This window comes from Streptomyces sp. NPDC054783, assembly GCF_053611725.1.
The window spans coordinates 47,256-70,141 of sequence record NZ_JBSHAY010000004.1 but is presented as its reverse complement, the minus strand read 5'-3'; the positions used below and the strand labels follow the sequence as shown (position 1 = coordinate 70,141).

Below are 22,886 nucleotides of genomic sequence, written 5' to 3'. Positions count from 1 at the left end.
ATGCCTTTCCCCACCCCGCTCACCGGTGTCGTCCCGCCCGTCTGCACGCCCCTGACACCGGAGCGCGAGGTGGACGTCCGCTCGCTGCTCAGGCTGGTCGACCACCTGGTGGAGGGCGGGGTGCACGGGCTGTTCCTGCTCGGGTCCACGTCCGAGGCCGCGTTCCTGACCGACCGGCAGCGCAGACAGGTGGTGGAGGCGGTGGTGGCCCATGTGGGCGGTCAGGTGCCGGTCCTCGCCGGCGCCATCGACATGACCACGCCGCGCGTCCTGGACCATGTCACGGCCGTGACGGCGGCGGGCGCGCAGGCCGTCGTCGTCACCGCCCCGTTCTACGCCCGTACCCACCGCTCCGAGATCGTCCACCACTACCGCCGGATCGCCGCCGCCTCCACGGTGCCGGTCATCGCCTACGACATCCCCGTCGCCGTGCACACCAAGCTCCCCGCCGACGTGGTGCTGGGTCTCGCCGCCGACCGGGTGCTGGCCGGGATCAAGGACTCCAGCGGGGACCTGGCCGCCTTCCGCGAGATCGTCACCGGCTCCCGCGCGCACCCCGGGTTCAGCGTGCTGACCGGCTCGGAGCTGATCGTGGACTCCGCGCTGGCGCTGGGTGCCGACGGGGCCGTGCCGGGGCTGGCCAACGTCGACCCGCACGGGTACGTCCGGCTGTACCGGATGTGCCGCGCCGGTGACTGGGAGGGGGCGCGGGTGGAGCAGGAACGGCTGTGCGCACTGTTCGGGATGGTCACGGTCGGGGATCCGGTGCGGATGGGCGGCAGCTCGTCGGCGCTGGGCGCGTTCAAGGCCGCGCTGCATCTGCGGGGCGTCATCGACTGCCCGGTCACGGCGGAGCCGCAGGTTCCGCTGTCGGGCGAGGAGGCCGAGAGGGTCGGCAAGTTCCTGGCGGCGGCGGGGTTGCTGTAGTCCCTTCCGGCTCAGCTCAGGGTCAGTCTGCGGAACTCCAGGGTGTCGTAGCTGTGGGTGGTGCCCGTCTCGTACAGGACGCCGATCGTGTCGTGGCCGAGCTGAACCAGGTCGGAGTAGGCGGCCGGGCGGTCCGAGAGGGTGAGCAGCCTGGTGAAGGTGTGGCCGCAGTCCGTGCTGGACCAGATCGCCAGGGCGCGGCGGGCGGTCGGTTCGGAGGGGCCGGAGAACAGCAACGGGGCTTTCCGGCCGAAGAGTTGGAGGAGGCTGCCCTGGACGACCGGGACGTCGTTCAGGGTGGCCTGGACGGCGTAGGGGCGGTCGAGGGTGGTGCCGCCGTCGCCGGAGTAGGTGTCCAGGCGGTTGCCGGGGGCGGTGCCGTACTGGTCGCGGGCGTTGAAGTAGAGCCTGCCGTCGGAGAGTTGGGCGGCGGTCGTCTCGTTGACGTTGGTCACGCCGTCGCGGGTGTCGGTCACGAAGCCGAGGTGCCAGGTGCGGCCGCCGTCGTCGCTGTAGAGCGCGTGCCCGCCGTCGTACCGGTATCCGGGACCGGAGGAACCGTCGGGCGGGGCGACGGAGTGGTTGGCGGGGACGAGCAGGCGGCCGGCGTACGGGCCCCGGGTGAGGGCGACGGCGTGGCCGGGACCGGTGGCGTACCAGCGCCAGCCGGGCCGCTTCACCTGGGCCGTGATGTCCGCCGGGAGTGTGAAGTGCCGGCCGTCGTCCCAGCTGCGCTGCACGAACACCCGGCGGTCCGCCTCACCTCGCTGGATCTGTTCCTCCGTCGCCCTCCCGCTGTTGGCGCAGGTGACCAGGACGACGGCTCCGGTGCGCGGGTCCACCACCGGCGCCGGGTTGCCGCGGGTGTCCCCGTCTCCGGCGGCCACGACCGTCAGCGGGCCCCAGGTGCAGCCGCCGTCGGTGGAGCGGCGCAGGACGACATCGATGTCACCGCTGTCGCCGAAGCCGTCCCGCCGCCCCTCGGCGAAGGCCAGCACGGAGCCGTACCGGGTCTCCACGACCGCGGGGATGCGGTAGGCGGCGTAGCCGCCCCGACCGGAGACGTACGGCACCGACGAGACGCAGCCGGGACCGGCTTGCCCGTGGCGGGCGTGTGCGGACCTGGCGCGGGCGGGTGTCTCCCGGGCCGCCCCGCCGGTCATGGGGGTCGCCCGGGCGGAGGCCGTCGTGGCGAGGCAGGAGGTGAGCGAGGTGAGGAGCGCGAGGGCGGTGAGCAGGGTGCGGCTCTTCGGTGTCACCCGCCCATGCTGCCAGGAATCACCAGCCCCGACTCGTAGCCGACGATCACCAGCTGGGCGCGGTCCCGGGCGCCGAGCTTGCCCATGATCCGGCTGACGTGGGTCTTGGCGGTGAGCGGGCTCAGCCCCAACGCCTCGGCGATCTCGGCGTTGTTGAGGCCGCGCGCGACCAGGGTCAGCACCTCCCGTTCCCGGTCCGACAGGCACTCGGGGCCGCCCGTGACGGGGGCGGACGGGCTGCGCAGGAACCGCTCGATCAGGCGTGCCGTGGGCCCCGGTGAGAGCAGCGCCTCGCCCGCCGCGACCGTGCGGATCGCGTCGAGGAGGTCGGCCGGACGGGTGTCCTTGACCAGGAATCCGGAGGCACCGGCCCGCAGTGCCTCCACCACGTGCTCGTCGGTGTCGTAGGTGGTGAGCACCAGGACCCTGACCCCGGCGAGGTCCTCGTCGGCGGCGATCAGCCGGGTCGCCTCGATGCCGTCCAGACCGGGCATGCGGATGTCCATCAGCACGACGTCGGCGCGCTCGGCGCGGGCGAGGTCGACGGCCTCGCGGCCGGTGCCGGCCTGCCCGACGACCTCCATGTCCGGCGCCGACTCCACGAGCATCGCGAACGCGGCCCGCACCAGGGTCTGGTCGTCGGCGAGCAGTACCCGGATCATCTCTGGTCCCCCGCGCTCTCCCCCAGCGGCAGTACGGCGCTCACCTCGAAGCCCCGGCCGTCGGCGCGCGGCCCGGCGTCGACCGTGCCGCCGACGCTGCGGGCCCGTTCCCGCATCCCGACGAGCCCGAAGCCGGGCGGACCGTCACCGGCGCCGCCCACCCCGTCGTCGGTGACCTGGACGCGCAGGCCGCCCTGCTCCTCGTACACGCCCACGCGCACGGTCAGGTCGGTGCGGCCGCCGTGCCGTACCGCGTTGGTGAGCGCCTCCTGCACGATCCGGTAGGCGGCGGCGCCGACGGCCGGCGGCACCTCGTCGGCCGGCACGGTCAGCTCCACCCTTGCGGCCGCCGACTTCGCGAGTTCGGCGAGGCCCTCGAGGCCGGGCAGCGGGCCGCGGGCGGTGTCCGGGGTGCCGGGGTCGCGCAGCACCTCGAGGGTCGTACGGAGTTCACCCCGGGCCGTGCGGCAGGTCCCGGCGATGTCGTCGAGGGCCTTCGCGACGGCCGTGCGGTCCAGGCGCTCGGGGTCGGCCTCCAGCACGTGTGCGGCGACCGAGGTCTGCACGCCGATGAGGGTGATGGTGTGGGCGAGCAGGTCGTGCAGGTCGCGGGCGATGCGCAGGCGTTCCTCGGCGACCCGGCGCCGGGCCTCCTCCTCGCGGGTGCGCTCGGCGCGTTCGGCGCGTTCCACGGCGGCGGCGGCGTTCTCGCGGTGGACGCGGATGTAGCCGCCGAGGACCAGCATGGACACCACCCAGCCGGTGATCTGGAAGCTCACCGTGAGCCCGGCCAAGCCGTCGTCGATCTTCAGCAGCAGCATCAGCACGACGACGGCACCGCCGATGACGGCCGTGCGCCGGGGGCCGCTGCTCACCGCCACCGTGTAGAGGACGACCATCGAGGCGGCGGTGGGCGCCGAGTGGTTGTAGTCCAGCTGGTGGTAGGCCGCGATCAGCGTGATCATGACGGCCAGCACGGTGAGCGGGGCCCGCCGGCGCCAGGCCAGCGGTACGTGCAGGCCGAGCAGCAGGGCCCAGCCGAGCGCGCCCGGATGCCGGCCGCTGCCGACGGTGACGGCGATGCCGGAGGCGAGCGCGGCGAGCGCGGCGGCCAGGAGCGCGTCCTGCCGGAGGGGATCCAGGGACGCGAGGGTCCGGCCGGGCCGGGACGCGGTGATCGTTGCCTGCACGGGGTTCGTGACGGTTGCCTGCACGGGATTCATCTTCCGCTACGCGCTCACCGGCTCCGGCGTCCGGTCGGCGTCCGGCGCCGGGCGGGACAGCCGGCCCGGCCACCACACCCTGCGCCCGAGGGCGACGCTCGCGCTGGTCACCAGGTAGGTGCGGACGAGGAAGGTGTCCAGCAGGACGCCGACGGCGATGACGAAGCCCAGCTCGACCAGCGGCACCAGACCCATGTTCGTCAGCACCGCGAAGGTGGCCGCGAGCACCAGCCCGGCGGAGGCGATGACCCCGCCGGTGGTGCGCAGGGCGATCAGCGCGGCCGCCGTCGGTTCGGCGCCCTTGACCGACTCCTCCCGCATCCGGTGCATCAGGAAGATGCCGTAGTCGACGCCGAGGGCGACCAGGAAGACGAAGGACAGCAGGCCGAGACCGGGGTCGGTGCCGGGGAAGCCGAACAGCGGCCCGAAGGCGAGCCCGCCGAGGCCGAGGGCGGCGCCCCACACGGCGACGACGGCGGCGACCAGGAGCAGCGGGGCGACCAGGGAGCGCAGCAGGACGATCAGGATCAGCAGGACGGAGGCGAGGACGATCGGGACGACGACCAGGCGGTCGCGGGCGCCTGTGTCCCTCAGGTCGAGCTGCTGGGCGCTGGGCCCGCCGACGTGGGAGCCGGGAAGCCGGTGCCGGAGCGCCTCGATGGTGGCGGTCTCGGCGGCGGACTGGGGCGGGGCGGACGCGGTCACCGTGATCTCGGTCCAGCCGCCGCCAGTACGGACCTCGCGGGCGTCCGCCACTCCCCTGGTGCCCTTGACGGCCGCGAGGGTGTTGTCGGCGCGGCCGGCCGGGGTGATGACCTCGATGGGCTGCGCGGACCGCTCGGGGTAGGCCTTGGCGACCGTTTCCATGGCGGTCACGGACTCGGGCCGGTGCACGAAGGTGTCCAGCTGCTTGATCGCGCCGGGCAGGTTCAGGGTGCCCAGCGCGAGCGCGCCGAGCAGGACGGCGCCGGAGGCGAGGACGGTCAGGGGGCGGCGCCCGGCGGAGGAGCCCATAGCCGCGAACAGGGACCGGCGGGCCTTGGGCGTGCTGCCGTACGCCGGGACGAGCGGCCAGAAGACACGGCGGCCGAGGAGGACGAGGACGGCGGGGAGCAGGGTCAGCATCGCGGCGAGCGCGCACAGCACGCCGACCGTGCCGAGCGGGCCCATGCCGCGGCTGGAGTTGAGGTCGGCGGCGAGCAGGCAGAGCAGTCCGGCGGCGACCGTGCCGGAGGAGGCGAGGACGGCGGGCCCGCAGCCGCGCAGGGCGGCGCGCATCGCGTCGTACGGGCGCTCGTGCCGGCGGAGTTCCTCGCGGTGGCGGGAGACGAGCAGGAGGGCGTAGTCGGTGCCGGCGCCGAAGACGAGGATGGTCATGATGCCGGCGCTCTGACCGGAGACGGTGGTGCCGAAGGCCTGGTTGAGGCCGTAGGCGGCGGCGCGGGCGAGGAAGTCGGCGAGGCCGGCGACGAGGAGGGGGACGAGCCACAGCAGGGGGCTGCGGTAGATGAGGATGAGCAGGAGCGCGACGACGGCGACCGTGGTGTAGAGCAGGGGGCCGCCGAGCGAGGCGTACACCCCGGAGGCGTCGGTGGCGAGCGCGGCCGGGCCGCCCACCTTCACTCTCAACCCGCCCTGGTCGCGGGCGACTTGGCGGACGTCGTCGACGAAGGTGTTCCGCTTCTTCTCGTCCGTGCCGGGCTCGTTGCTGGTGACCGGGTAGATCAGGGTGGTGCCGTCGGCGGACGGAATGCCGTGCGGGGTGCCTCCGGTCAGATGGTGCCGGTGGGCGATCCCGGCGACCTGGGTCCCTGCCGTGGTCCGGTCGGCGGCGGTGAGACCGGTGGCCCGGTGGTAGACGAGGACCAGTTCGGTGGTCTCGCCGCCGGGCAGCCGGTCCTGCAGCTTGGCGACCTGGGTGGAGTCGGCGGACGCCGGCAGGTAGTCGGTGGCCCGGTCGTGCTGGACGTCGGCCAGCTTGACGGCGAACGGCCCGGCGACGGCCAGCAGCACCGCCCACAGCCCGACCACCAGCCAGGGCAGCCCCCTGGTCCTCCGTGTCTTCGCGGCCCCCATGGAAATCGGGCCTCCCCTCCGCAGTGGATGTCTGGATACGGCTTCCAGACTTCCGGCGAAAGGGACGCCGATCGTCGGGCGCGGGAGCGAGTTCGACGGTACTGCGCAAGGTGACCGGGGGGCCCGACTACTCCCCGGGGAGTACCCACCCGCACCACACCTCCCGCCCCCGCACGCCTCGAGTACCGCGCACCTGTCCCGGCGCACCCGCGAGCCATCGGCGCACCCACGCCCTGCGCCCCCACCTCGCACGCCGAGGCACCCCGGCCCACGCACGCCTTACGACCCGCGCACCCCGGCCCGCAGATTCCGGCCCCGCGTCTTAAGTTCCAGGCAGCCGTGGCCCGGCGTGTCGGCGCCCCCGGCCCCCGCACCCTCACGGCCCCGCACCCCGGCCCAGGCATGCCGAGGCATCCCGTCACGCACGCCCTGCGGCCCCCGACCCCGCTGGCCAAGGCACCCCAGCCCCACACGCCCTGCGACCCGCGCACCCCGGCCCCGTGCGCCTCGTGCCCCGTGGGCCTCGCGACCCGCACCCCCGCATGCCTCGCGGCCCTCGGCTCCATGAGCCCCGCGCCGCGCGGTCCCGTGACCTCTTCTCAGATCCAGCGGCCTTCTCGCACGCCGGGCCGGTTCGCACCCCGCGTCGTCAGGACGGTGTGCGCGCCGCCGCCAGAAGGCGGGTCACGTCGTCGGCGCGGATCGTCAGGGCCGCGCCGACCGTGGTGAGGGCGTCGCGTTCGGCGGGGGTGTAGGGGCCGTCGGCGAGGGCGATGCGGGCGGCCTGGAGGAGGAGGGACTCACGGCCGGCGGGGGCGAGGTGCGGGGCGAGGGGGTCCAGGGCCTCGTGCAGCTCTATGGTCAGGCTGGTGCCGCACTCGGCGCCGAGGACCCGGCCGGTGTCGGCTTCGAGGGCCTCGACCAGGGCGGACAGCTGTTCCTCGGTGCAGCCGTCGAAGCCGGCCGCGCGCACGGCACCGGCGGCCGCCTCCAGAGCCGCACGGGAGGAGGTGCCGCCCGCGGCGAGCACGGCGAGGGCGACGGTGTGCACGGCGTCGCGGAGCATCGCGGAGAAGCGGCGCGTGGTGGGGTGGTCGAGGACGTCGGTGCCGTAGTGGTGGCGGCACGCGGCGCACTCCACGACCGGCCCGGCCGTCCCGCGCGGCAGCAGGGGCACCCCGAGCAGGGTGAGCCTGCGGCGCCCGGTGAGCCGTTGGTAGTTGCGGTCGCCCCCGCAGCCGGGGCAGAAGAACTCGCCGTCCCCGACGGGTGTCCATGCGGTGCGGCTGCCCAGAATGCGCACAGCTCTGGTGGCACGGCCGTCTCGTCCCCGTACTGGCAGCACGTCGCACCTCCGTAACGACGCCGCAACATCGCGGCGCTGGCGTGATGTTAGCCACATCACCAAGGCTGAGTCAGTACCCCGTGAGAGACCTTTCTGTGACCTGACCGGCCCCATGGCCGAGAACAGCCGGGGCCCCGGCCGCCGCATACAGCGGCCGGGGCCCCGAAACTCCCGGTCAGAGCGGGTCAGCGGGCGGCGCGGTTGACCGCCGAGACGACCGCCTTCAGCGAGGCACGCGTCGTGTTCGCGTCGATGCCGATCCCCCACAGGACCTTGCCGTCGATCGCGCATTCGATGTAGGAGGCGGCCTGCGCGGAGGCGCCCTCGCTCATCGTGTGCTCCTGGTAGTCCAGCAGGCGTACGTCGACGCCGACGGACTCCAGGGCGTCGAAGAAGGCCGAGATCGGACCGTTGCCGGAGCCGGTCAGGACGGTGTCCTCGCCGTCTACCGTCGCCTCGACCGTGAGCGTGTCCACGCCGTCGGTGTCCGTGGTCGACTGGCCCGTCCTGACCTGGATGCGGCCCCACGGGTTCTCCGGGTTCGGCAGGTACTCGTCCTGGAAGACCGCCCAGATCTCCTTCGGCGTGATCTCGCCGCCCTCGGCGTCCGTCTTGGCCTGGATCAGCTTCGAGAACTCGATCTGCATCCGGCGTGGCAGGTCCAGCTTGTGGTCGTTCTTCAGGACGTAGGAGATACCGCCCTTGCCGGACTGCGAGTTGACGCGGATGACGGCCTCGTAGGAGCGGCCGACGTCCTTGGGGTCGATCGGCAGGTACGGCACCGCCCACTCGATGTCGTCGACCGTGACCCCGCGAGCCGCCGCGTCGGCCTCCATGGCGTCGAAGCCCTTCTTGATGGCGTCCTGGTGGGAGCCGGAGAAGGACGTGTAGACCAGGTCGCCCACGTACGGGTGGCGCGGGTGGACCTCCATCTGGTTGCAGTACTCCCACGTACGACGGATCTCGTCGATGTCGGAGAAGTCGATCTGCGGGTCGACGCCCTGGGAGAACAGGTTCATGCCGAGGGTGACCAGGTCGACGTTGCCGGTGCGCTCGCCCTGCCCGAACAGACAGCCCTCGACGCGGTCGGCGCCGGCCATCAGCGCCAGCTCGGCCGCCGCCACGGCCGTACCGCGGTCGTTGTGCGGGTGGACGGAGATGCAGACGTGCTCGCGGCGGGAGATGTTGCGGCTCATCCACTCGAAGCGGTCCGCGTGCGTGGACGGGGTCGAACGCTCCACCGTGGCGGGCAGGTTGAGGATGATCTCGCGGCCCGGGCCGGGCTGCCAGACGTCCATGACCGCCTCGCAGACCTCCAGCGCGAAGTCCAGCTCGGTGTCGGTGAAGATCTCCGGGCTGTACTGGTAGCCGAACTCGGTCTCCGGGCCCAGCAGCTTCTCGGCGTACTCCGTCACCAGGCGGGTGCCGTCGACGGCGATCTGCTTGATGTCGTCCTTGGAGCCGCGGAACACGACCCGGCGGAACACGGGAGCCGTCGCGTTGTACAGGTGGACGGTGGCGCGCTTGGCACCCTTCAGGGACTCCACGGTCCGCTCGATCAGGTCCTCGCGGGCCTGGGTCAGCACGGAGATCGTGACGTCGTCGGGGATCGCGCCCTCTTCCTCGATGATCGAGCGCACGAAGTCGAAGTCGGTCTGGCCGGAGGCGGGGAAGCCGACCTCGATCTCCTTGTAGCCCATCTTCACCAGCTGGTCGAACATCCGGCGCTTGCGCTCGGGCGACATCGGGTCGATCAGGGCCTGGTTGCCGTCGCGCAGGTCGGTGGAGAGCCAGCGGGGGGCGACGGTGATGCGCTGCTCCGGCCAGGTGCGGTCCGGGATGTCCACCTGTTCGTAGCGACCGTACTTGTGGATCGGCATGGAACTGGGCTGCTGGCGGTTGGCCATGTCTGCGTGGCTCCTCGAGGGTTCCGCGGGTGGGCGGGTCCGGTGGACGGCCGACGACGCAACACCAAGCTCCGCGGGGAGGGAGTCGGCCTTGTCTACAGGCCCTCGCCGCGGCAGCTAAGGAGAAGCAGCCCGAAACGCATGATGCTCCGCAGCCTAGCCGAGCCGCCCCGGCGCGGGGGGCGTGTCCCAGTATGCGGGACCGCACCTATAAACCCACTAGAAAGTGGATAAATAGTGCGTCGCACCACAGCATCCGTACCACAGCGTCACGAAGCATTGCCTTGCTGTCCCGGTATTTCACCAATCATGGTGGCTGCTAGTGACACGGACGTCACAGAGTGCGATGGTGCGGGGCATGACGACCAACGGGGGCTTCCAGCCCGTCTTCTGCACGATCGTGCCGCCGCACATCCTCGACAGGCTCGCGCAGGCCGAGGACTCCGCGCTCTCCGGCCCGGCCCGCCGGTCCCTGGAGCACGACGCCTTCCAGCGCACCAAGCGCCGCCTGACCACGGTCATCGGTGCGCCCTCCGTCGCCCCGCCCGCGGGCGCCGCCGCCGACCAGCCGCACCGCACGATCTGCGATGCCCACCACACCCAGGACCTGCCCGGCACCAAGGTCCGCGCGGAGGGTTCCGACCCGGTCTCGGACGCCACCGTCAACCGCGCCTACGCGGGCCTCGGAGCCACCTTCGAGCTGTACCTGAAGGCGTACGGCCGGCACTCCATCGACGACAACGGGCTGCCGCTGGACGCCACCGTCCACTACGACCAGAACTACGACAACGCCTTCTGGAACGGCGAGCAGATGGTGTTCGGCGACGGCGACGGCCAGATCTTCCTGGACTTCACCATCCCGGTCGACGTCATCGGCCACGAGCTGACCCACGGCGTCACCCAGCACACCGCGAACCTGGAGTACTTCGGGCAGTCCGGCGCGCTCAACGAGTCGGTCTCGGACGTCTTCGGCTCGCTGATCAAGCAGTACACCCTCGGCCAGACCGCCGCCGAGGCAGACTGGCTGATCGGCGCCGGCCTGCTCGCCCCGCACGTCCACGGCACCGCGCTGCGCTCGATGAAGGCCCCGGGCACGGCGTACGACGACCCGAACCTCGGCAAGGACCCGCAGCCGGCGACCATGGACCACTATGTCCGCACCGGCCGCGACAACGGCGGCGTGCACATCAACTCGGGCATCCCCAACCACGCCTTCTGCCTGGTCGCCACGGCGATCGGCGGGCACTCCTGGGAGAAGGCCGGGCAGGTCTGGTACGACGTGCTCACCGGCGGCGAGCTGAAGCAGGACGCGCAGTTCGCCGACTTCGCCACGCTGACGGTGAAGGCGGCGCGGGAGCGGTACGGCGCCGGGGACGAGCTCCAGGCCGTGCAGAAGGCGTGGGAACAGGTCGGGGTGCGGACGCTCTAGCACTGCGACGCGCTGTCGTACTGCGACACTGAGCCCATGCGGATTCAGGTGAGGCGCACGGGCGGGTTCGCGGGCATCGAGCGCCGGGCCGAGGTGGACACCTCGGGCCGGTCCGACGCCCCTGTGTGGCACGCCCTGGCCGAACGCGTCCTCGCGTCCGGCCGGGGGACCCCGCCGGCCGGCGTGCCCGACGGCTTCCGGTACGAGATCACCGTGGACGGCCGCACGGTCTACGCGGCCGACCCCCGACTCACCGAGGAAATCCGGGAGTTGGTGTCCCGGGTGCTGAACGAAGGGGCGTGAGCGCCGGTTCCCGCGGGGGCGTTGACTTACGTTACCGGGGGTAAGGATGATCCGGGCATGGCGACTGACGCAGGCGACCCGACGCCCCCGACACCCCGCTTCCCGGACGGCTTCCTGTGGGGTGTCTCGACCTCGGCCCATCAGATCGAGGGGGCGGCCGAGGAGCGCGAGCAATCCGTGTGGGACGTGTTCACGGCCGAACCCGGGCGGGTGAAGGACGGTTCGACGGCGGCGGTGGCCTGCGACCACTACCACCGCCACCAGGAGGACGTCGCCCTCCTCGCCGGCCTCGGCGTGGACGCGTACCGCTTCTCCGTCTCCTGGCCCCGGGTCGACTCACCCGGCGGCCTGGACTTCTACGACCGCCTGGTGGACGAGCTGTGCGCGGCGGGCGTACGCCCCGTGCCCACCCTCTTCCACTGGGACCTGCCCGCCTCCCTGGACTGGCTGCAGCGGGACACGGCGGAACGGTTCGCCGAGTACGTCTCCGTGGTGGCCGAGCGGCTCGGCGACCGCGTCACCAAGTGGATCACCCTCAACGAACCCGCCGAGCACACCCTCCTGGGCCACGCCATCGGCGCCCACGCCCCCGGCAGGCAGCTCCTCTTCGACGCGCTCCCGGTCGCCCACCACCAGCTCCTCGCCCACGGTCTCGCGGTACGGGCCCTGCGCGCGGCCGGGGCGACGGACATCGGCATCGCCAACTCCCACGGCCCCACCTGGCCCGCCTCCGCCGAACCGGCCGACGTGGAGGCGGCCGGCTTCTACGACGTCCTGCTCAACCGCCTCTTCGCCGAGCCGGTCATCCTCGGTGAATACCCGGACGGGATGGGCGAGTTGATGCCGGGGGACGTCGCGGCGGACCTGAAGGTCATCGCCGAACCGGTCGACTGGTACGGGATCAACTACTACGCGCCGACCCGGGTGGGGGCACCCGGCGGCACCGACAGCGAGTACGGCGGTCTGGCGCTGCCCGCCGAACTTCCCTTCTCCGTCCGGGAGATCGAGGGCCGCCCAGTGACCGACTTCGGCTGGCCGGTCGTCCCGGAGGGCCTCACCGAGCTGCTGTGCGGCTTCCGCGAGACCTACGGCGACAGGCTCCCGCCGGTCGTCATCACCGAGAACGGCTGCTCCTACGACGGCCTCGACGACCAGGACCGCATCGCCTACCTGGACTCGCACATCCGCGCCCTGCACACGGCGCTGGAGGCGGGCGTCGACGTGCGCGGCTACTTCGTGTGGTCCCTGATGGACAACTTCGAGTGGGCCGAGGGCTATCAGCGGCGCTTCGGCCTGGTGCACGTCGACCACGAGACGCTGCAGCGCACGCCCAAGGCCTCCTACCACTGGTTCCGGGACGTGCTCCGGGCGCAGAGATGACGGCACGGAGATGACCACGGTCCGCGCCTCGGCGGCCCTCGCCGAGCCCGTCGAACCGGTCGGCCGGGGCTGGACGGCGGCGCTCTCGCTGGCCAACGGGGCGATCTGGGCCGGCTGGTTCGGCCCGCTGCAGATCCTGCTCGCCTCCCAGGCGGGGGACTTCGCACCCGGCTCCGGGATGTCCAAGGAGACGATGCTGGCCTGGGTGACCGGCGCCGGCGCGGTGGTCTCCCTGCTCGCCAACCCGCTCTTCGGCGCCCTGTCCGACCGTACGACCGCCCGGCCCGGCCGCCGTACGCCGTGGATCGTGGCCGGGGCGGCGGGCGGCGCGCTGTCCCTGCTGCTGCTCGCGCGGGCGGGCGGGGTGTGGTCCATGGCGGTGGGCTGGTGCCTGGTGCAGCTCACGCTGAACGCGGCGTTCGCGGCAGTGACGGCGGCCGTACCGGACCGGGTGCCCCGGCTCCAGCGGGGCGCTGTGGGCGGCTGGCTGGGGGCGGCGCAGATCCTGGGCGTGGTCGGCGGCACGGGACTTGCGACCGTGGCCGGCGGGACCGGGGCCGGGTATGCGGCGTGCGCGGTGTTCACGGCGGCGGGCGTGCTGCCGTACGTGCTGCGCCACGACGACCTGCGGCTGTCACCGCAGGACCGCCCGCCCTGGGCCTGGCGCGGCTTCCTCGCGGGTTTCTGGCTGAGCCCGCGCCGGTATCCGGACCTGGGCTGGGCCTGGCTGACCCGGTTCCTGATCAACCTCAGCAATGCGCTGGTGCTGCTGTACCTGCTGTACTACCTGCGCGACCGCCTGCACCGCCCCGACCCCGGCCAGGGTGTGCTCGTGCTGACGGCGGTCAACAGCCTGACCCTGGTGGCGACGGTCGTCGCGGGCGGTCTCTGGTCGGACCGGGTGGGCCGGCGCAAGCCGTTCGTCGTCTGGTCGGGCGTGCTGATGGCGGTGGCGACGGCGGCCCTGGCCGGCTGGCAGACCTGGCCCGGAGCGATCGTGGCGGCGGCCGTGCTGGGCGTCGGCTTCGGCGTGTTCACCTCGGTCGACTTCGCGCTGATGACGGACGTCCTGCCGAAGGCGCTGGACCGGGGCAAGGATCTGGGAGTCATCAACGTGGCCAACGCCCTGCCCCAGGTGGCCGCCCCCGCGCTGGCCGCGCCGATCGTGACCTACCTGGGCGGCTACCGGGTGCTGTACCTGGTGGCGGCGGTGATCGGGCTGGCGGGGGCGGTGCTGGTGGGGCGGATCAGGGGAGTCGACTAGGCGGCTCAGGTCGGCCAGGTGGCTCAGCGGCCTCAATGGGCTCAGAGGGCTCAGAGGACTCAGAGGGCTCCGGCGTCGCGGGCGGCCCAGACGGTCGGGTGGAGGGGCCGGAATCCGAGGTCCCGGCGGATCCTCCGGGTGGACATGATCCCCAGCCACGGGTCGGGGTCGGTCCGGGTGTGCAGGTCGGCGGGCGGCTCGACGCCGTTGAGCTGGTGCAGCTCGACCGCCGTGACCGGGGCGTCGTCGGCGATGTTGTAGACCGGGCCGCTCACCGCCGGTGCGTACAGCAGGCGCAACAGCCCCTGGGCGACGTCGGCGTGGTGGCCCATGTGCAGCCGCTGGGTGGGCGCCCAGTGCGTGGCCCAGCGCAGGGACTGGGCCAGGTGCGGATCGCCCTCGCCGTAGACGAAGGGCAGCCGGGCCACCCGGACCTCCATGTCCTTCAGTGCGAGCAGTTCCCGTTCGGCCGCCGCCTTGGACTCGGGATAGGCGCCCCACATCGCGCCGCCGGGCCGGGTCTCGTCGTCCTCGGTCAGCGGGCGGCCCCGCCCGACGCCGTACACCAGCCCCGTGCTGACCTGCACGAAGCGCCGCACGCCCGAGGCCAGTGCGGCGCGGCCCAGGGCCACGGCCGCGTCCCGGTTGACGGCCCACGCCTCCTCGTCCGGCACCCCGCGGAAGGACGCCGCGATGTTCACGACCGCGTCCACCCCGGCGAGCGCCTTGCCGAGCGTCTCGTCGTCCCGCAGATCACCGACGGCGACCTGCGCGCCCAGCTCCGCGAAGGCCTCGCCGCGCGTCGCGTCCCGCACCAGGACCCGTACCTGTTCGCCGGGCTGCCGCTGCGCCAGCAGCCTCGGCACGAAGCGCCGGCCGACCTGTCCCGTGGTGCCCGTCACCAATGTCAGCATCTTCTGCTCCTCTCGACCTGGTGCCACCACTGTCGGACCGTGTCGCGCGGGCCGGGAGAGACCTCCCGATCAGGGGACCGGCACTCCCTGGATAACCCCCGCCCGCTGCCCCACCCTGAAGAGGTGAACCGAGCCGAACTCGCCGACTTCCTGCGCCGCGGCCGTGCCCGCCTGGACCCGACCGATGTGGGCCTCACTCCCGGCGCCCGCCGCCGTACCCCGGGCCTGCGGCGGGAGGAGGTGGCGTCGCTGGCCGGCATGTCGGTCGACTACTACACCCGGCTGGAACAGTGCCGGGGCCCGCGCCCGTCCCGCCAGATGCTCACGGCACTGGCCCGGGCGCTGCGCCTGACCGACGACGAGCGGGACCACCTCTTCCACCTGGCGGGCGAGGAGCCGCCCCGCCGGGAGACGGCCTCCGCCCACGTCCGGCCCGGGCTGCTGCTGGTGCTGGACCGGCTGCACGACGCGCCGGCGCTCGTGGTGACGGACTGCGGGGAGGTCCTGGCGCAGAACGCGATGTCCAGGGCTCTCTCGGGCGACGCGCTGGCCCGTCCGCCGCGCGAACGCAACCTGGTCCGCCGCTTCTTCCTGGACCCGGCGGGGCGCGGCCTCCTCCCACCGGAGGACGTGCCGGACCACGCGCGGCAGCACGTGGCGAACCTGCGCGCGGTGGCCGCCGCCCGCCCCGGCGACCCCGAACCGGCCGCCCTGGTGGCCGAACTCCGCGCCGCCAGCGAGGAGTTCGCCCGCCTCTGGGACGAACACGAGGTGGCGGTGCGCCGCAGCACGACGAAGCGTTTCCGGCACCCGGTGGTGGGCCTCCTCGAACTCGACTGCGAGGTCCTCCTGACCGACGACCACCGCCACCACCTCATCCTCCACACAGCCCGCCCGGGCACGGACTCCCACGAGCGGCTGCAACTGCTGAGGGTGGTGGGGCTGCAGGACATGACCCCCCAGGATGCCGTCGGTTAGCCCCCCGGGGCGCCCTCGATCAGAACCCCAGCCTGCGGAGCTGCTTCGGGTCCCGCTGCCAGTCCTTGGCGACTTTGACGTGCAGGTCCAGGAAGACCGGCGTGCCCAGCAGGGCCTCGATGTGTTTGCGGGACTTGATGCCGACCTCCTTCAGGCGCTTGCCCTTGGGGCCGATGATGATGCCCTTCTGGCTGGGGCGCTCGATGTAGACGTTGGCGTGGATGTCCAGGAGGGGACGGTCCGCGGGGCGGTCCTCGCGCGGGAGCATCTCCTCCACGACCACGGCGATGGAGTGCGGCAGTTCGTCGCGGACGCCCTCCAGGGCCGCCTCGCGGATGAGCTCCGCGATCATGACCTGCTCGGGCTCGTCCGTGAGGTCGCCCTCGGGGTAGAGAGCCGGGCCCTCGGGGAGGAGGGGGACGAGGAGGTCGGCCAGGAGATCCACCTGCTTGGCGCCGACCGCCGACACCGGCACGATCTCCGCCCACTCGATGCCCAGGTCCTTGCCGAGCTGGTCGATCGCGATCAGCTGCTCGGCCAGGGTCTTGGAGTCGACCAGGTCGGTCTTGGTGACGACGGCGACCTTCGGGGTCTTGCGGATCCCGGCCAGTTCCTTGGCGATGAAGCGGTCGCCGGGTCCGATCTTCTCGTTCGCCGGCAGGCAGAAGCCGATCACGTCGACCTCGGCCCACGTCGTCCGTACGACGTCGTTGAGCCGCTCGCCGAGCAGCGTGCGCGGCTTGTGCAGTCCCGGGGTGTCCACGAGGATCAGCTGGGCGTCCGGCCGGTGCACGATCCCACGCACCGTGTGCCGCGTCGTCTGCGGCTGGTTGGCGGTGATCGCCACCTTCTGCCCGACCAGAGCGTTCGTGAGGGTGGACTTGCCCGCGTTGGGGCGGCCCACGAAGCAGGCGAAGCCGGCGCGGTGGACGGTCTCGGCCGGCTCTTCGGATGACGGGGTACGAACGCTCATGGCGTTCATTGTCCCTGATCCACAGGACCCCGCCGTACCAGCGGTGCGCAGCGCATCTCCCGGTGAGGTTCCGGAAACCCGCACGCAACGAAACGTCACGGAAACACACCCGTACGCAACCGGAAACGCACACCGGTGACCCTCTGACGAGCCCGCACACCTGTTGGAGGCGCCCGTGACCCTCGCCGCCGCGCACGTCGACACCGGCGACACCGCCTGGCTGCTCGCCGCGACCGCCCTCGTCCTGCTGATGACCCCGGGCCTTGCCCTCTTCTACGGCGGCATGGTCCGCACGAAGAGCGTCCTCAACATGCTGATGATGAGTTTCGTGTCGATCGCCCTGGTCACGGTGGTCTGGCTGGCGGCCGGCTACTCCCTCGCCTTCGGCGACGACGCGTTCGGCGGGCTCATCGGCGGGCTCCACCACGCCGGCATGGCGCACATCACCCCGGGCAGCGTGCACGGCACCGTCCCCACCGCCCTCTTCGCCACCTTCCAGCTCACCTTCGCGATCATCACGGCCGCCCTGATCAGCGGTGCGGTCGCCGACCGTACGAAATTCTCGGCGTGGCTGGTCTTCGTCCCGGCGTGGGCCCTGCTCGTATACGTTCCGATCACCCACTGGGTGTGGGGCCCCGGCGGCTGGATCGCCGGCAGGCTCGGCGCGCTCGACTTCGCGGGCGGTCTGCCCGTCGAGATCACCTCCGGTGCCTCCGGTCTCGCCCTGTGCCTGGTCCTCGGCCCGCGTCTCGGCTTCAAGAAGGACGCGATGCGCCCGCACAACCTGCCCATGGTGATCCTGGGCGCCGGTCTGCTCTGGTTCGGCTGGTTCGGTTTCAACGCGGGCAGCGCGTTCGGCGCGAACGGTCTCGCCGCGGCCGCCTTCCTCAACACCCTCACCGCCGGCTGCACCGGCCTGCTCGGCTGGCTGTTCGTCGAGCAGAAGCGGGACGGACACCCCACCACCCTGGGCGCCGCCTCCGGCGCGGTGGCCGGTCTCGTCGCGATCACGCCCTCCTGCGGCACGGTCTCCCTGCTCGGCGCGCTGATCGTCGGCCTCGCCGCCGGTGTCGTCTGCTCCTACGCGGTCAGCTGGAAGTTCAGGCTGAACTACGACGACTCCCTGGACGTCGTCGGCGTCCACCTGGTCGGCGGCATCATCGGCACCCTGCTGATCGGCCTGTTCGCCGAGAAGGCGATGACCGGCGGCACGGAGGGCCTGTTCTACGGCGGCGGACTCGCCCCGCTCGGCAGGCAGCTGCTCGCCGTGGTGGTCGTGGCCGTCTACGCCTTCGCGGTGACGTACGGCCTCGGCAAGCTGCTCGACAAGGCGATGGGCCTGCGCGCGAGCGAGGAGCAGGAGCACACCGGCCTGGACCTTACGGTGCACGCCGAGACGGCCTACGATCACGGGGTCCTGGGCCACGGCGCCCCGGTAACCCACTCCGTCCTCACCGGCACCAGCACGCAGAAGGTCGACACCCAGGCATGAAGCTCATCACCGCGATCGTCAAGCCGTACCGTCTGGACGCGGTCAAGACCGCCCTGCAGGAGCTGGGTGTGCACGGTCTGACCGTGACCGAGGCCAGCGGCTACGGCCGGCAGCGCGGCCACACCGAGGTGTACCGGGGCGCCGAGTACCGGGTCGACCTGGTGCCGAAGGTACGCATCGAGGTCGTCGTGGAGGACGCCGACGCCGAGCCCGTGATCGACGCGATCGTCAGGGCCGCGCAGACGGGGAAGATCGGGGACGGGAAGGTGTGGGCCGTACCCGTGGAGACGGTCGTACGCGTGCGGACCGGCGAACGCGGCCCCGACGCGCTCTGACGCCCAGCACCCCGGTCAGCGCGCCCGCGACGAACACCAGCGCCGCGACCAGCCACGGCAGCGCCAGGAAGGAGGCGCTCGCCGACTGCCGGGTGCCGGGCGCGCTCGCGGTCAACGTCAGGTCGGCCACATCGAGTTGGGGCGCGCCGGACCAGGTCTCGGTGAGCCGGACCCGCTGTCCGGGCAGCAGCTGGGACGGCACCCGGGTCAGCTCGCGGTCGAGCAGCGTACGGCCGAACAGCCCGCGTGCCTTCAGCTCCACCTTCGGGTCGAGGGTGACGTTCCCGGTGTTGCGCAGGGTGTAGGAGACGGTCGCCGTGGCGGTGCCGAGCCCCGGGATCAGGGGCTGGTGGTGGCTGATGTGCAGCTGCCCGACGGAGAGCGCGGGCAGCGTGGGGCCGCCGACCCTGAGGTAGACCCGGGCGCCGACGGCCCGCTGCACCCCGAGAGCCGGTGATCCGCTGCCGGGGTCGACATGCTCGTCCAGGGCGACGATGGCACCCGGATGGTCGCCGGGTTCGGCCCCGTCCGGGACGTGCAGCGTGAACGGCACGGTGACGGTGCGATGTCCGGGCACGGTGACCCGGTTTTTCGCGGGCTTCGCCCACGCGCCCACTCCGCGCATCCGCTCCTTCAGCGTGCGTACGGCGAAACCGCCGTCCCGGGCGGTGTTGTAGGCGTCGGCCGCGTAGAGGCGGAAGGTGAGTGGCCCGCCGGTCTTGTTCTGGACGGCGACCTTGTCGGCGAGGGTCTGGCCGGGGTCGGCGGAGAGGTAGAAGTAGGGCCGCGCGGCGATCTTCGAGGCGACCGGGTAGACGGACCAGCTGCCGTTGTCGGCGGCGTGGGCGGTGCCCATGGGCAGGCCCGGGAGACAGAGCAGGCTCAGGAGGAGGACGTACGGCTTGCGCATGGGTGCGGACCCCCACGGAAGAGCACGGAGAAGCACGGACGGGAGACGGGGGAACGGGCGGGTGCGGACGCCCGCACGCTCAGGAGAGCGTCAGCGTGAGCACACCGGAGTACGCGCCCGGGGGCGTGAACGCCGGTACGTCCAGCGAGAGTCCGGCGTCGACGGTGAACTCACCGCCGGTGAGCGTGCCGTCGGAGGTCTGCGCCAGGGTCGCCCCCGAGGAGCCCACGGCGCCCGCCGAGCCGGCCTTGCAGGTGCTGGGGCTGCCCGCCTTGGTCGCGCACGCGGGCGTCCAGCTCAGCTTCCCGGCGCCGATCTTGCCGCCGGGACCGGTGAGGTCGGTGACCTTGCCGGTCAGGGACCAGCCCGCGGGCCCGCCGCGGAAGTCCTGCACGGTCACGGTCTGGAGCTTGCCGGTCGAGGCCCCGCCCTTGCCGAAGTCGACCGCCGACAGCGCGACGGAGTCCCCGGCCTGGGACATGGACAGTGTTCCCGCCTTGACGGTGGTCATCAGCTTCTGGCTGCCCGGTGGCACGGGCGAGTTGTCGTTGACGACATAGGCCGCGGGGCCGGCGCCCTTGTCCGCGCTCCAGGAGGCGCCCTCGTAGGCCACGATCCCGGTCGTCGTCTTGTCGTTGACGGCCAGCGAGCCGCTGAAGGACCCCTGGGCGTTCGCGGTCGCGGTGGCCGTGTCGGCCGTCTGCTGGTTCCCGGACCGCCCGGCCAGGGTGACGGTGGCGCCCGGCGTGAAGTTCGTACCGTTCACCGTGACACTGGTCCCCGGGTCACCGGAGGCCGAACCCAGGGAGATGGCCCGGGTGTTGGCCGGAGTGCCGTCGGTCGCGGTGACGGTCTGCGACACCGGGGCGGGCGGATTGGTGACCGTGCAGGGGGTGTCCAGCTCGAGGATGTAGCTGGTGTGGATGTTGTAGTCGCCGGGCGAGAGGGTGATCTGCCCGGCCTTGGTCACGGTGAACGTGCCGGTCATGGAGAAGGACGGGAAGGCGGCCTTCCCCGGCACCGGCGGGTTCTTCTTCGGTCCGGCGACGGTCACGTCCCCCGTCTGGGCGCCGCCGAGGGTCACCTTCCCGGTCGGGGTCATGATGTCGGCCGGCAGGGCCAGGTCGGTGGGGTTGCTGGCGGCGGCGGTGACCACCGTGTACGTGACGGTGACGGTGTCGCCGACCTTGGGGTTGGTGTTGTCCACCGACACGTTGGCGGTCGTGGTGCCGTCGATCGGCGGGATGCCCGCGACGGCGGGCGGGATGCAGTGCGTGGCGAAGTCCACGTTCGTGCCGGCGGCACCGGCCGGGAAGGCCAGCGCGCCGCCCGCGGTGACCGCGAGCGCGGTCGCCCCGAACAGGGACGCCCAGCGCCACCGTCGGGATCTTCGTGGTCTTGGGGGTGTCGAACCCATGGGGCCCCCTCCTGAGGGTTGCGGGCGCAGCGGCTCGTCTGCGCCGACAGGGGGCATTGATGTGGAGCCGGGGTGAGAAGTCAATGGAGATGCCGCAGAAATCTGACGGATCATCAGTTTCTGCGGCATCCGGAACAGATCGCTCAGTTCAGTCAGTCGAAGACGAAGGGGCCGGGCGACTGCGGACCGTTCGCCGTGCAGGTCACGGTGACCCCGAAGATCACCATCTTCAGCGAGCCGCCGTAGGCGTCCAGGCTGTCACCGGAGGCGACGGTGCCGGGCAGCGGGCCGACGCTGACGGCGTCGCCGGTGTTCATGGCGGGGTTCTTGGTCCCGCTGAACACCACGGATCCGCCGCCGGCCCTGGCCAGGGTGAGGGTGGAGGAGATGGAGTCCTGCGCGACCGCGACCGGCGCGGTGATCGCGGAGGAGGTGAGGGTGATGGTGGCCGAGGTGCCGCTCTGGGTGGCGGTGAGCGTGGCCGCTCCGCCGCCGAAGACGCCGCAGCTCGCGGTGATGGTCGCCGACTGTGGGGTGACGGCGGCCGCGGAGGGCGCGAAGGCCAGACCGGTGACCGCGAGGGCCCCGGCGGCCAGTGCCGCACCCATTGCCGTGCGCTTGCCTCTCATGGGGATCCGCTTCCCTTCCCTGTGGGGAGTGCGATGTGGGGGGACACCGACGGGCGAGAGGCCTGCGCAGGCGGTACGGCACACTGCGTCGGCGGTGCGGATCTGACGGCCCGTCGGAAACGTACGGCTCCATTGATGCGCGAGGGGAGGACGACGACAAGGTTGAATTCCGGCCGACCTTTCGTTCGGCCGGTACTTCGGTACGTCAGCCGGCGGAAACGGTCACCCGCACAACACCGTCGAGCCCGGCCAGCAACACCGGCGTCCCCGCACCCCCGAGGTCGGCAACCGCGGCCAAGTCCTCCGCCGGCACCGACTCCGCCTCACTGACCACAGCCGCCGCCTCCAGCGACGTCGCACCGGAGGCCACCGCCATGGCGACAGCCGTCCGCAGCGCGCTCAGCCGCAGCGAGGGCAGCGCAACCGACCCCGCGACATAGGTCCGCCCCGTCTCGTCCCGTACGGCCGCCCCCTCCGGCACACCGTTGCGGGCCCGCGCGGAACGGGCCAGGGTCACGATCTTGCGGTCCTCGGGGTCAAGCGCGTTGCTCTCGGTCATGCCCAGAGCATACGAAGCCCTGCCCCGTTCACCCCGCCACGGGGTACATCGCGCCCCGCCGCCCCTCCGGGGAGGCCAGCCACTCCAGCTTCGCCGCGGTGTTCGCCTCGTCCAGCGGAGTGTGCAGCACGATCATCAGATCGGGCCGGGCCGGCACCTTCATCACCGTCGACTCCACGACCAGCAGGCCGACCAGCGGATGCTCCAGCTCCTTGCGGATCTGCCCCTGGTCCTCGATGTCCCGCTCGGCCCACATCGCCCGGAACTCGGCGCTGGCCTCGCTCACCTCGGCGAGCACCGCCCGGAACCCCTCGTCGTCCGGCCGCGCCGCACACGCCGCCCGGAACTGCGCCACGACCGTACGCGCGTTCTCCTCCCAGCTGTGGCTGCGCGACCGGTACAGCGGGTCGAGGAAGAAGTCGACGAGACAGTTCTGCGTGATGTCCGGCCGCATGCCGAGCACGATCGCGGCCGCGTCGTTGTACATCACGCAGTTGTAGTACGGGTCCATGATGTGCGCCGGATACGGCATCCAGGTGTCGATCAGCCGCCGCAGCCCGTCGCACATGTCCCGCTTCTCCGGCGCCACTTCGGGCGCCGGCGGATTCATCCCGGCCAGCAGGTACAGATGCCGGCGCTCGGCGTCGCTCAGCCGCAGCACCCGGGCGACCGCGTCGAGCACCTGCGGGGAGACGGAGATCTCCCGCCCCTGCTCCAGCCACTGGTACCAGGAGGCGCCCACACCGGCGAGCACCGCGACCTCCTCCCGGCGCAGTCCGGGCGTACGGCGCCGGCCGCCGCCGACGGGCAGCCCGGCCTCCTCGGGGCTGACCCGGGCCCGCCGGCTCATCAGGAACTCGCGCAGCTCTTCGCGCCGTTGACTCCTCGTCGCCTCAGCAGCAGG

Annotated in this window: 21 protein-coding genes; 8 read left to right on the top strand and 13 right to left on the bottom strand. The window is 72.3% G+C overall.

Going from position 1 to position 22,886, the window contains the following annotated elements; translation table 11 throughout:
* Positions 1 to 927 carry a dihydrodipicolinate synthase family protein gene (locus tag ACWGJ5_RS09880; RefSeq protein ID WP_453309229.1) on the top strand — a complete coding sequence of 309 codons (927 nt, stop codon included), beginning with the start codon at positions 1 to 3 and terminating at the stop codon, positions 925 to 927.
* Between the two features lie 11 nt (positions 928 to 938).
* Here ACWGJ5_RS09880 and ACWGJ5_RS09875 read toward each other — a convergent pair whose 3' ends face one another.
* The 6 genes from ACWGJ5_RS09875 to leuA all read right to left on the bottom strand — a co-directional run bounded on the left by ACWGJ5_RS09875 (position 939) and on the right by leuA (position 9,399).
* On the bottom strand, positions 939 to 2,186 hold the full coding sequence (locus ACWGJ5_RS09875) for a sialidase family protein (protein ID WP_453309228.1): 1,248 nt from the start codon (positions 2,184 to 2,186) through the stop codon (positions 939 to 941).
* Positions 2,183 to 2,848: a response regulator gene (locus ACWGJ5_RS09870; protein WP_453309227.1), complete on the bottom strand. Its 666-nt coding sequence runs from the start codon at positions 2,846 to 2,848 to the stop codon at positions 2,183 to 2,185. Before ACWGJ5_RS09870 ends, ACWGJ5_RS09875 begins: the two co-directional genes overlap by 4 nt.
* A complete protein-coding gene (locus tag ACWGJ5_RS09865) occupies positions 2,845 to 4,038 on the bottom strand; it encodes a sensor histidine kinase (protein ID WP_453309548.1) in 1,194 nt (397 codons plus the stop codon). Before ACWGJ5_RS09865 ends, ACWGJ5_RS09870 begins: the two co-directional genes overlap by 4 nt.
* Before the next feature lie 39 nt (positions 4,039 to 4,077).
* On the bottom strand, positions 4,078 to 6,147 hold the full coding sequence (locus tag ACWGJ5_RS09860) for an MMPL family transporter (protein WP_453309226.1): 2,070 nt from the start codon (positions 6,145 to 6,147) through the stop codon (positions 4,078 to 4,080).
* A 649-nt stretch (positions 6,148 to 6,796) separates the two neighbouring features.
* Positions 6,797 to 7,492 carry a TerB family tellurite resistance protein gene (locus ACWGJ5_RS09855; protein WP_453309225.1) on the bottom strand — a complete coding sequence of 232 codons (696 nt, stop codon included), beginning with the start codon at positions 7,490 to 7,492 and terminating at the stop codon, positions 6,797 to 6,799.
* 185 nt (positions 7,493 to 7,677) lie between these two features.
* Positions 7,678 to 9,399, bottom strand: coding sequence for a 2-isopropylmalate synthase (gene leuA / locus ACWGJ5_RS09850; RefSeq protein ID WP_453309224.1), 1,722 nt, complete (start codon positions 9,397 to 9,399; stop codon positions 7,678 to 7,680).
* Positions 9,400 to 9,757: 358 nt separating this feature from the next.
* Here leuA and ACWGJ5_RS09845 point away from each other — a divergent pair, with 358 nt between their 5' ends.
* The 4 genes from ACWGJ5_RS09845 to ACWGJ5_RS09830 are packed head-to-tail and all read left to right on the top strand — an operon-like array spanning position 9,758 to position 13,775.
* The gene (locus ACWGJ5_RS09845; protein ID WP_453309223.1) at positions 9,758 to 10,828 is read left to right on the top strand and encodes a M4 family metallopeptidase; all 1,071 of its coding nucleotides are present in this window, start codon (positions 9,758 to 9,760) and stop codon (positions 10,826 to 10,828) included.
* Between the two features lie 36 nt (positions 10,829 to 10,864).
* Entirely contained in the window at positions 10,865 to 11,131 is a 267-nt protein-coding gene (locus ACWGJ5_RS09840; RefSeq protein WP_453309222.1) for a protealysin inhibitor emfourin, read from the top strand.
* A 57-nt stretch (positions 11,132 to 11,188) separates the two neighbouring features.
* Complete coding sequence (locus ACWGJ5_RS09835) at positions 11,189 to 12,511, top strand: GH1 family beta-glucosidase (RefSeq protein ID WP_453309221.1); 1,323 nt, start codon at positions 11,189 to 11,191, stop codon at positions 12,509 to 12,511.
* Positions 12,512 to 12,521: 10 nt separating this feature from the next.
* Complete coding sequence (locus ACWGJ5_RS09830) at positions 12,522 to 13,775, top strand: MFS transporter (protein WP_453309220.1); 1,254 nt, start codon at positions 12,522 to 12,524, stop codon at positions 13,773 to 13,775.
* Between the two features lie 59 nt (positions 13,776 to 13,834).
* Here ACWGJ5_RS09830 and ACWGJ5_RS09825 read toward each other — a convergent pair whose 3' ends face one another.
* Complete coding sequence (locus tag ACWGJ5_RS09825) at positions 13,835 to 14,689, bottom strand: NAD-dependent epimerase/dehydratase family protein (protein ID WP_453309219.1); 855 nt, start codon at positions 14,687 to 14,689, stop codon at positions 13,835 to 13,837.
* 123 nt (positions 14,690 to 14,812) lie between these two features.
* Here ACWGJ5_RS09825 and ACWGJ5_RS09820 point away from each other — a divergent pair, with 123 nt between their 5' ends.
* Positions 14,813 to 15,667 (top strand): helix-turn-helix transcriptional regulator, encoded by an 855-nt coding sequence (locus ACWGJ5_RS09820; protein ID WP_453309218.1) that lies wholly within the window; start codon positions 14,813 to 14,815, stop codon positions 15,665 to 15,667.
* A 19-nt stretch (positions 15,668 to 15,686) separates the two neighbouring features.
* Here ACWGJ5_RS09820 and era read toward each other — a convergent pair whose 3' ends face one another.
* Positions 15,687 to 16,640 (bottom strand): GTPase Era, encoded by a 954-nt coding sequence (era, locus tag ACWGJ5_RS09815; RefSeq protein WP_385313977.1) that lies wholly within the window; start codon positions 16,638 to 16,640, stop codon positions 15,687 to 15,689.
* A 175-nt stretch (positions 16,641 to 16,815) separates the two neighbouring features.
* Here era and ACWGJ5_RS09810 point away from each other — a divergent pair, with 175 nt between their 5' ends.
* Both ACWGJ5_RS09810 and ACWGJ5_RS09805 read left to right on the top strand, forming a co-directional pair.
* Positions 16,816 to 18,132: an ammonium transporter gene (locus ACWGJ5_RS09810; RefSeq protein WP_453309217.1), complete on the top strand. Its 1,317-nt coding sequence runs from the start codon at positions 16,816 to 16,818 to the stop codon at positions 18,130 to 18,132.
* Positions 18,129 to 18,467, top strand: coding sequence for a P-II family nitrogen regulator (locus ACWGJ5_RS09805; RefSeq protein ID WP_228620382.1), 339 nt, complete (start codon positions 18,129 to 18,131; stop codon positions 18,465 to 18,467). Before ACWGJ5_RS09810 ends, ACWGJ5_RS09805 begins: the two co-directional genes overlap by 4 nt.
* On the opposite strand, the gene ACWGJ5_RS09800 is transcribed toward ACWGJ5_RS09805, so the two are convergent.
* From ACWGJ5_RS09800 to ACWGJ5_RS09780, 5 genes are all read right to left on the bottom strand, one after another.
* Positions 18,361 to 19,377 (bottom strand): WxL protein peptidoglycan domain-containing protein, encoded by a 1,017-nt coding sequence (locus tag ACWGJ5_RS09800; protein WP_453309216.1) that lies wholly within the window; start codon positions 19,375 to 19,377, stop codon positions 18,361 to 18,363. The genes ACWGJ5_RS09805 and ACWGJ5_RS09800 overlap by 107 nt on opposite strands.
* Positions 19,378 to 19,456: 79 nt before the next feature.
* Complete coding sequence (locus ACWGJ5_RS09795; protein WP_453309215.1) at positions 19,457 to 20,794, bottom strand: beta-xylosidase; 1,338 nt, start codon at positions 20,792 to 20,794, stop codon at positions 19,457 to 19,459.
* A 152-nt stretch (positions 20,795 to 20,946) separates the two neighbouring features.
* Positions 20,947 to 21,423, bottom strand: a complete 477-nt coding sequence (locus tag ACWGJ5_RS09790) for a hypothetical protein (protein WP_453309214.1) — start codon at positions 21,421 to 21,423, stop codon at positions 20,947 to 20,949.
* A gap of 205 nt (positions 21,424 to 21,628) precedes the next feature.
* Positions 21,629 to 21,982, bottom strand: a complete 354-nt coding sequence (locus ACWGJ5_RS09785; RefSeq protein WP_453309213.1) for a cytidine deaminase — start codon at positions 21,980 to 21,982, stop codon at positions 21,629 to 21,631.
* A gap of 28 nt (positions 21,983 to 22,010) precedes the next feature.
* Positions 22,011 to 22,832, bottom strand: a complete 822-nt coding sequence (locus ACWGJ5_RS09780) for a helix-turn-helix transcriptional regulator (RefSeq protein ID WP_453309547.1) — start codon at positions 22,830 to 22,832, stop codon at positions 22,011 to 22,013.
* Positions 22,833 to 22,886: the final 54 nt, after the last annotated feature.

Coding starts and splice junctions, on each gene's coding strand:
- ACWGJ5_RS09880 (WP_453309229.1), top strand. CDS start 1: ATGCCTTTCCCCACCCCGCTCACCGGTGTCGTCCCGCCCGTCTGCACG.
- ACWGJ5_RS09845 (WP_453309223.1), top strand. CDS start 9,758: ATGACGACCAACGGGGGCTTCCAGCCCGTCTTCTGCACGATCGTGCCG.
- ACWGJ5_RS09825 (WP_453309219.1), bottom strand. CDS start 14,689: ATGCTGACATTGGTGACGGGCACCACGGGACAGGTCGGCCGGCGCTTC.
- ACWGJ5_RS09795 (WP_453309215.1), bottom strand. CDS start 20,794: ATGGGTTCGACACCCCCAAGACCACGAAGATCCCGACGGTGGCGCTGG.
- ACWGJ5_RS09780 (WP_453309547.1), bottom strand. CDS start 22,832: ATGAGCCGGCGGGCCCGGGTCAGCCCCGAGGAGGCCGGGCTGCCCGTC.
- ACWGJ5_RS09800 (WP_453309216.1), bottom strand. CDS start 19,377: ATGCGCAAGCCGTACGTCCTCCTCCTGAGCCTGCTCTGTCTCCCGGGC.
- ACWGJ5_RS09805 (WP_228620382.1), top strand. CDS start 18,129: ATGAAGCTCATCACCGCGATCGTCAAGCCGTACCGTCTGGACGCGGTC.
- ACWGJ5_RS09830 (WP_453309220.1), top strand. CDS start 12,522: ATGACCACGGTCCGCGCCTCGGCGGCCCTCGCCGAGCCCGTCGAACCG.
- leuA (WP_453309224.1), bottom strand. CDS start 9,399: ATGGCCAACCGCCAGCAGCCCAGTTCCATGCCGATCCACAAGTACGGT.
- era (WP_385313977.1), bottom strand. CDS start 16,640: ATGAGCGTTCGTACCCCGTCATCCGAAGAGCCGGCCGAGACCGTCCAC.
- ACWGJ5_RS09840 (WP_453309222.1), top strand. CDS start 10,865: ATGCGGATTCAGGTGAGGCGCACGGGCGGGTTCGCGGGCATCGAGCGC.
- ACWGJ5_RS09835 (WP_453309221.1), top strand. CDS start 11,189: ATGGCGACTGACGCAGGCGACCCGACGCCCCCGACACCCCGCTTCCCG.
- ACWGJ5_RS09860 (WP_453309226.1), bottom strand. CDS start 6,147: ATGGGGGCCGCGAAGACACGGAGGACCAGGGGGCTGCCCTGGCTGGTG.
- ACWGJ5_RS09870 (WP_453309227.1), bottom strand. CDS start 2,848: ATGATCCGGGTACTGCTCGCCGACGACCAGACCCTGGTGCGGGCCGCG.
- ACWGJ5_RS09785 (WP_453309213.1), bottom strand. CDS start 21,982: ATGACCGAGAGCAACGCGCTTGACCCCGAGGACCGCAAGATCGTGACC.
- ACWGJ5_RS09790 (WP_453309214.1), bottom strand. CDS start 21,423: ATGAGAGGCAAGCGCACGGCAATGGGTGCGGCACTGGCCGCCGGGGCC.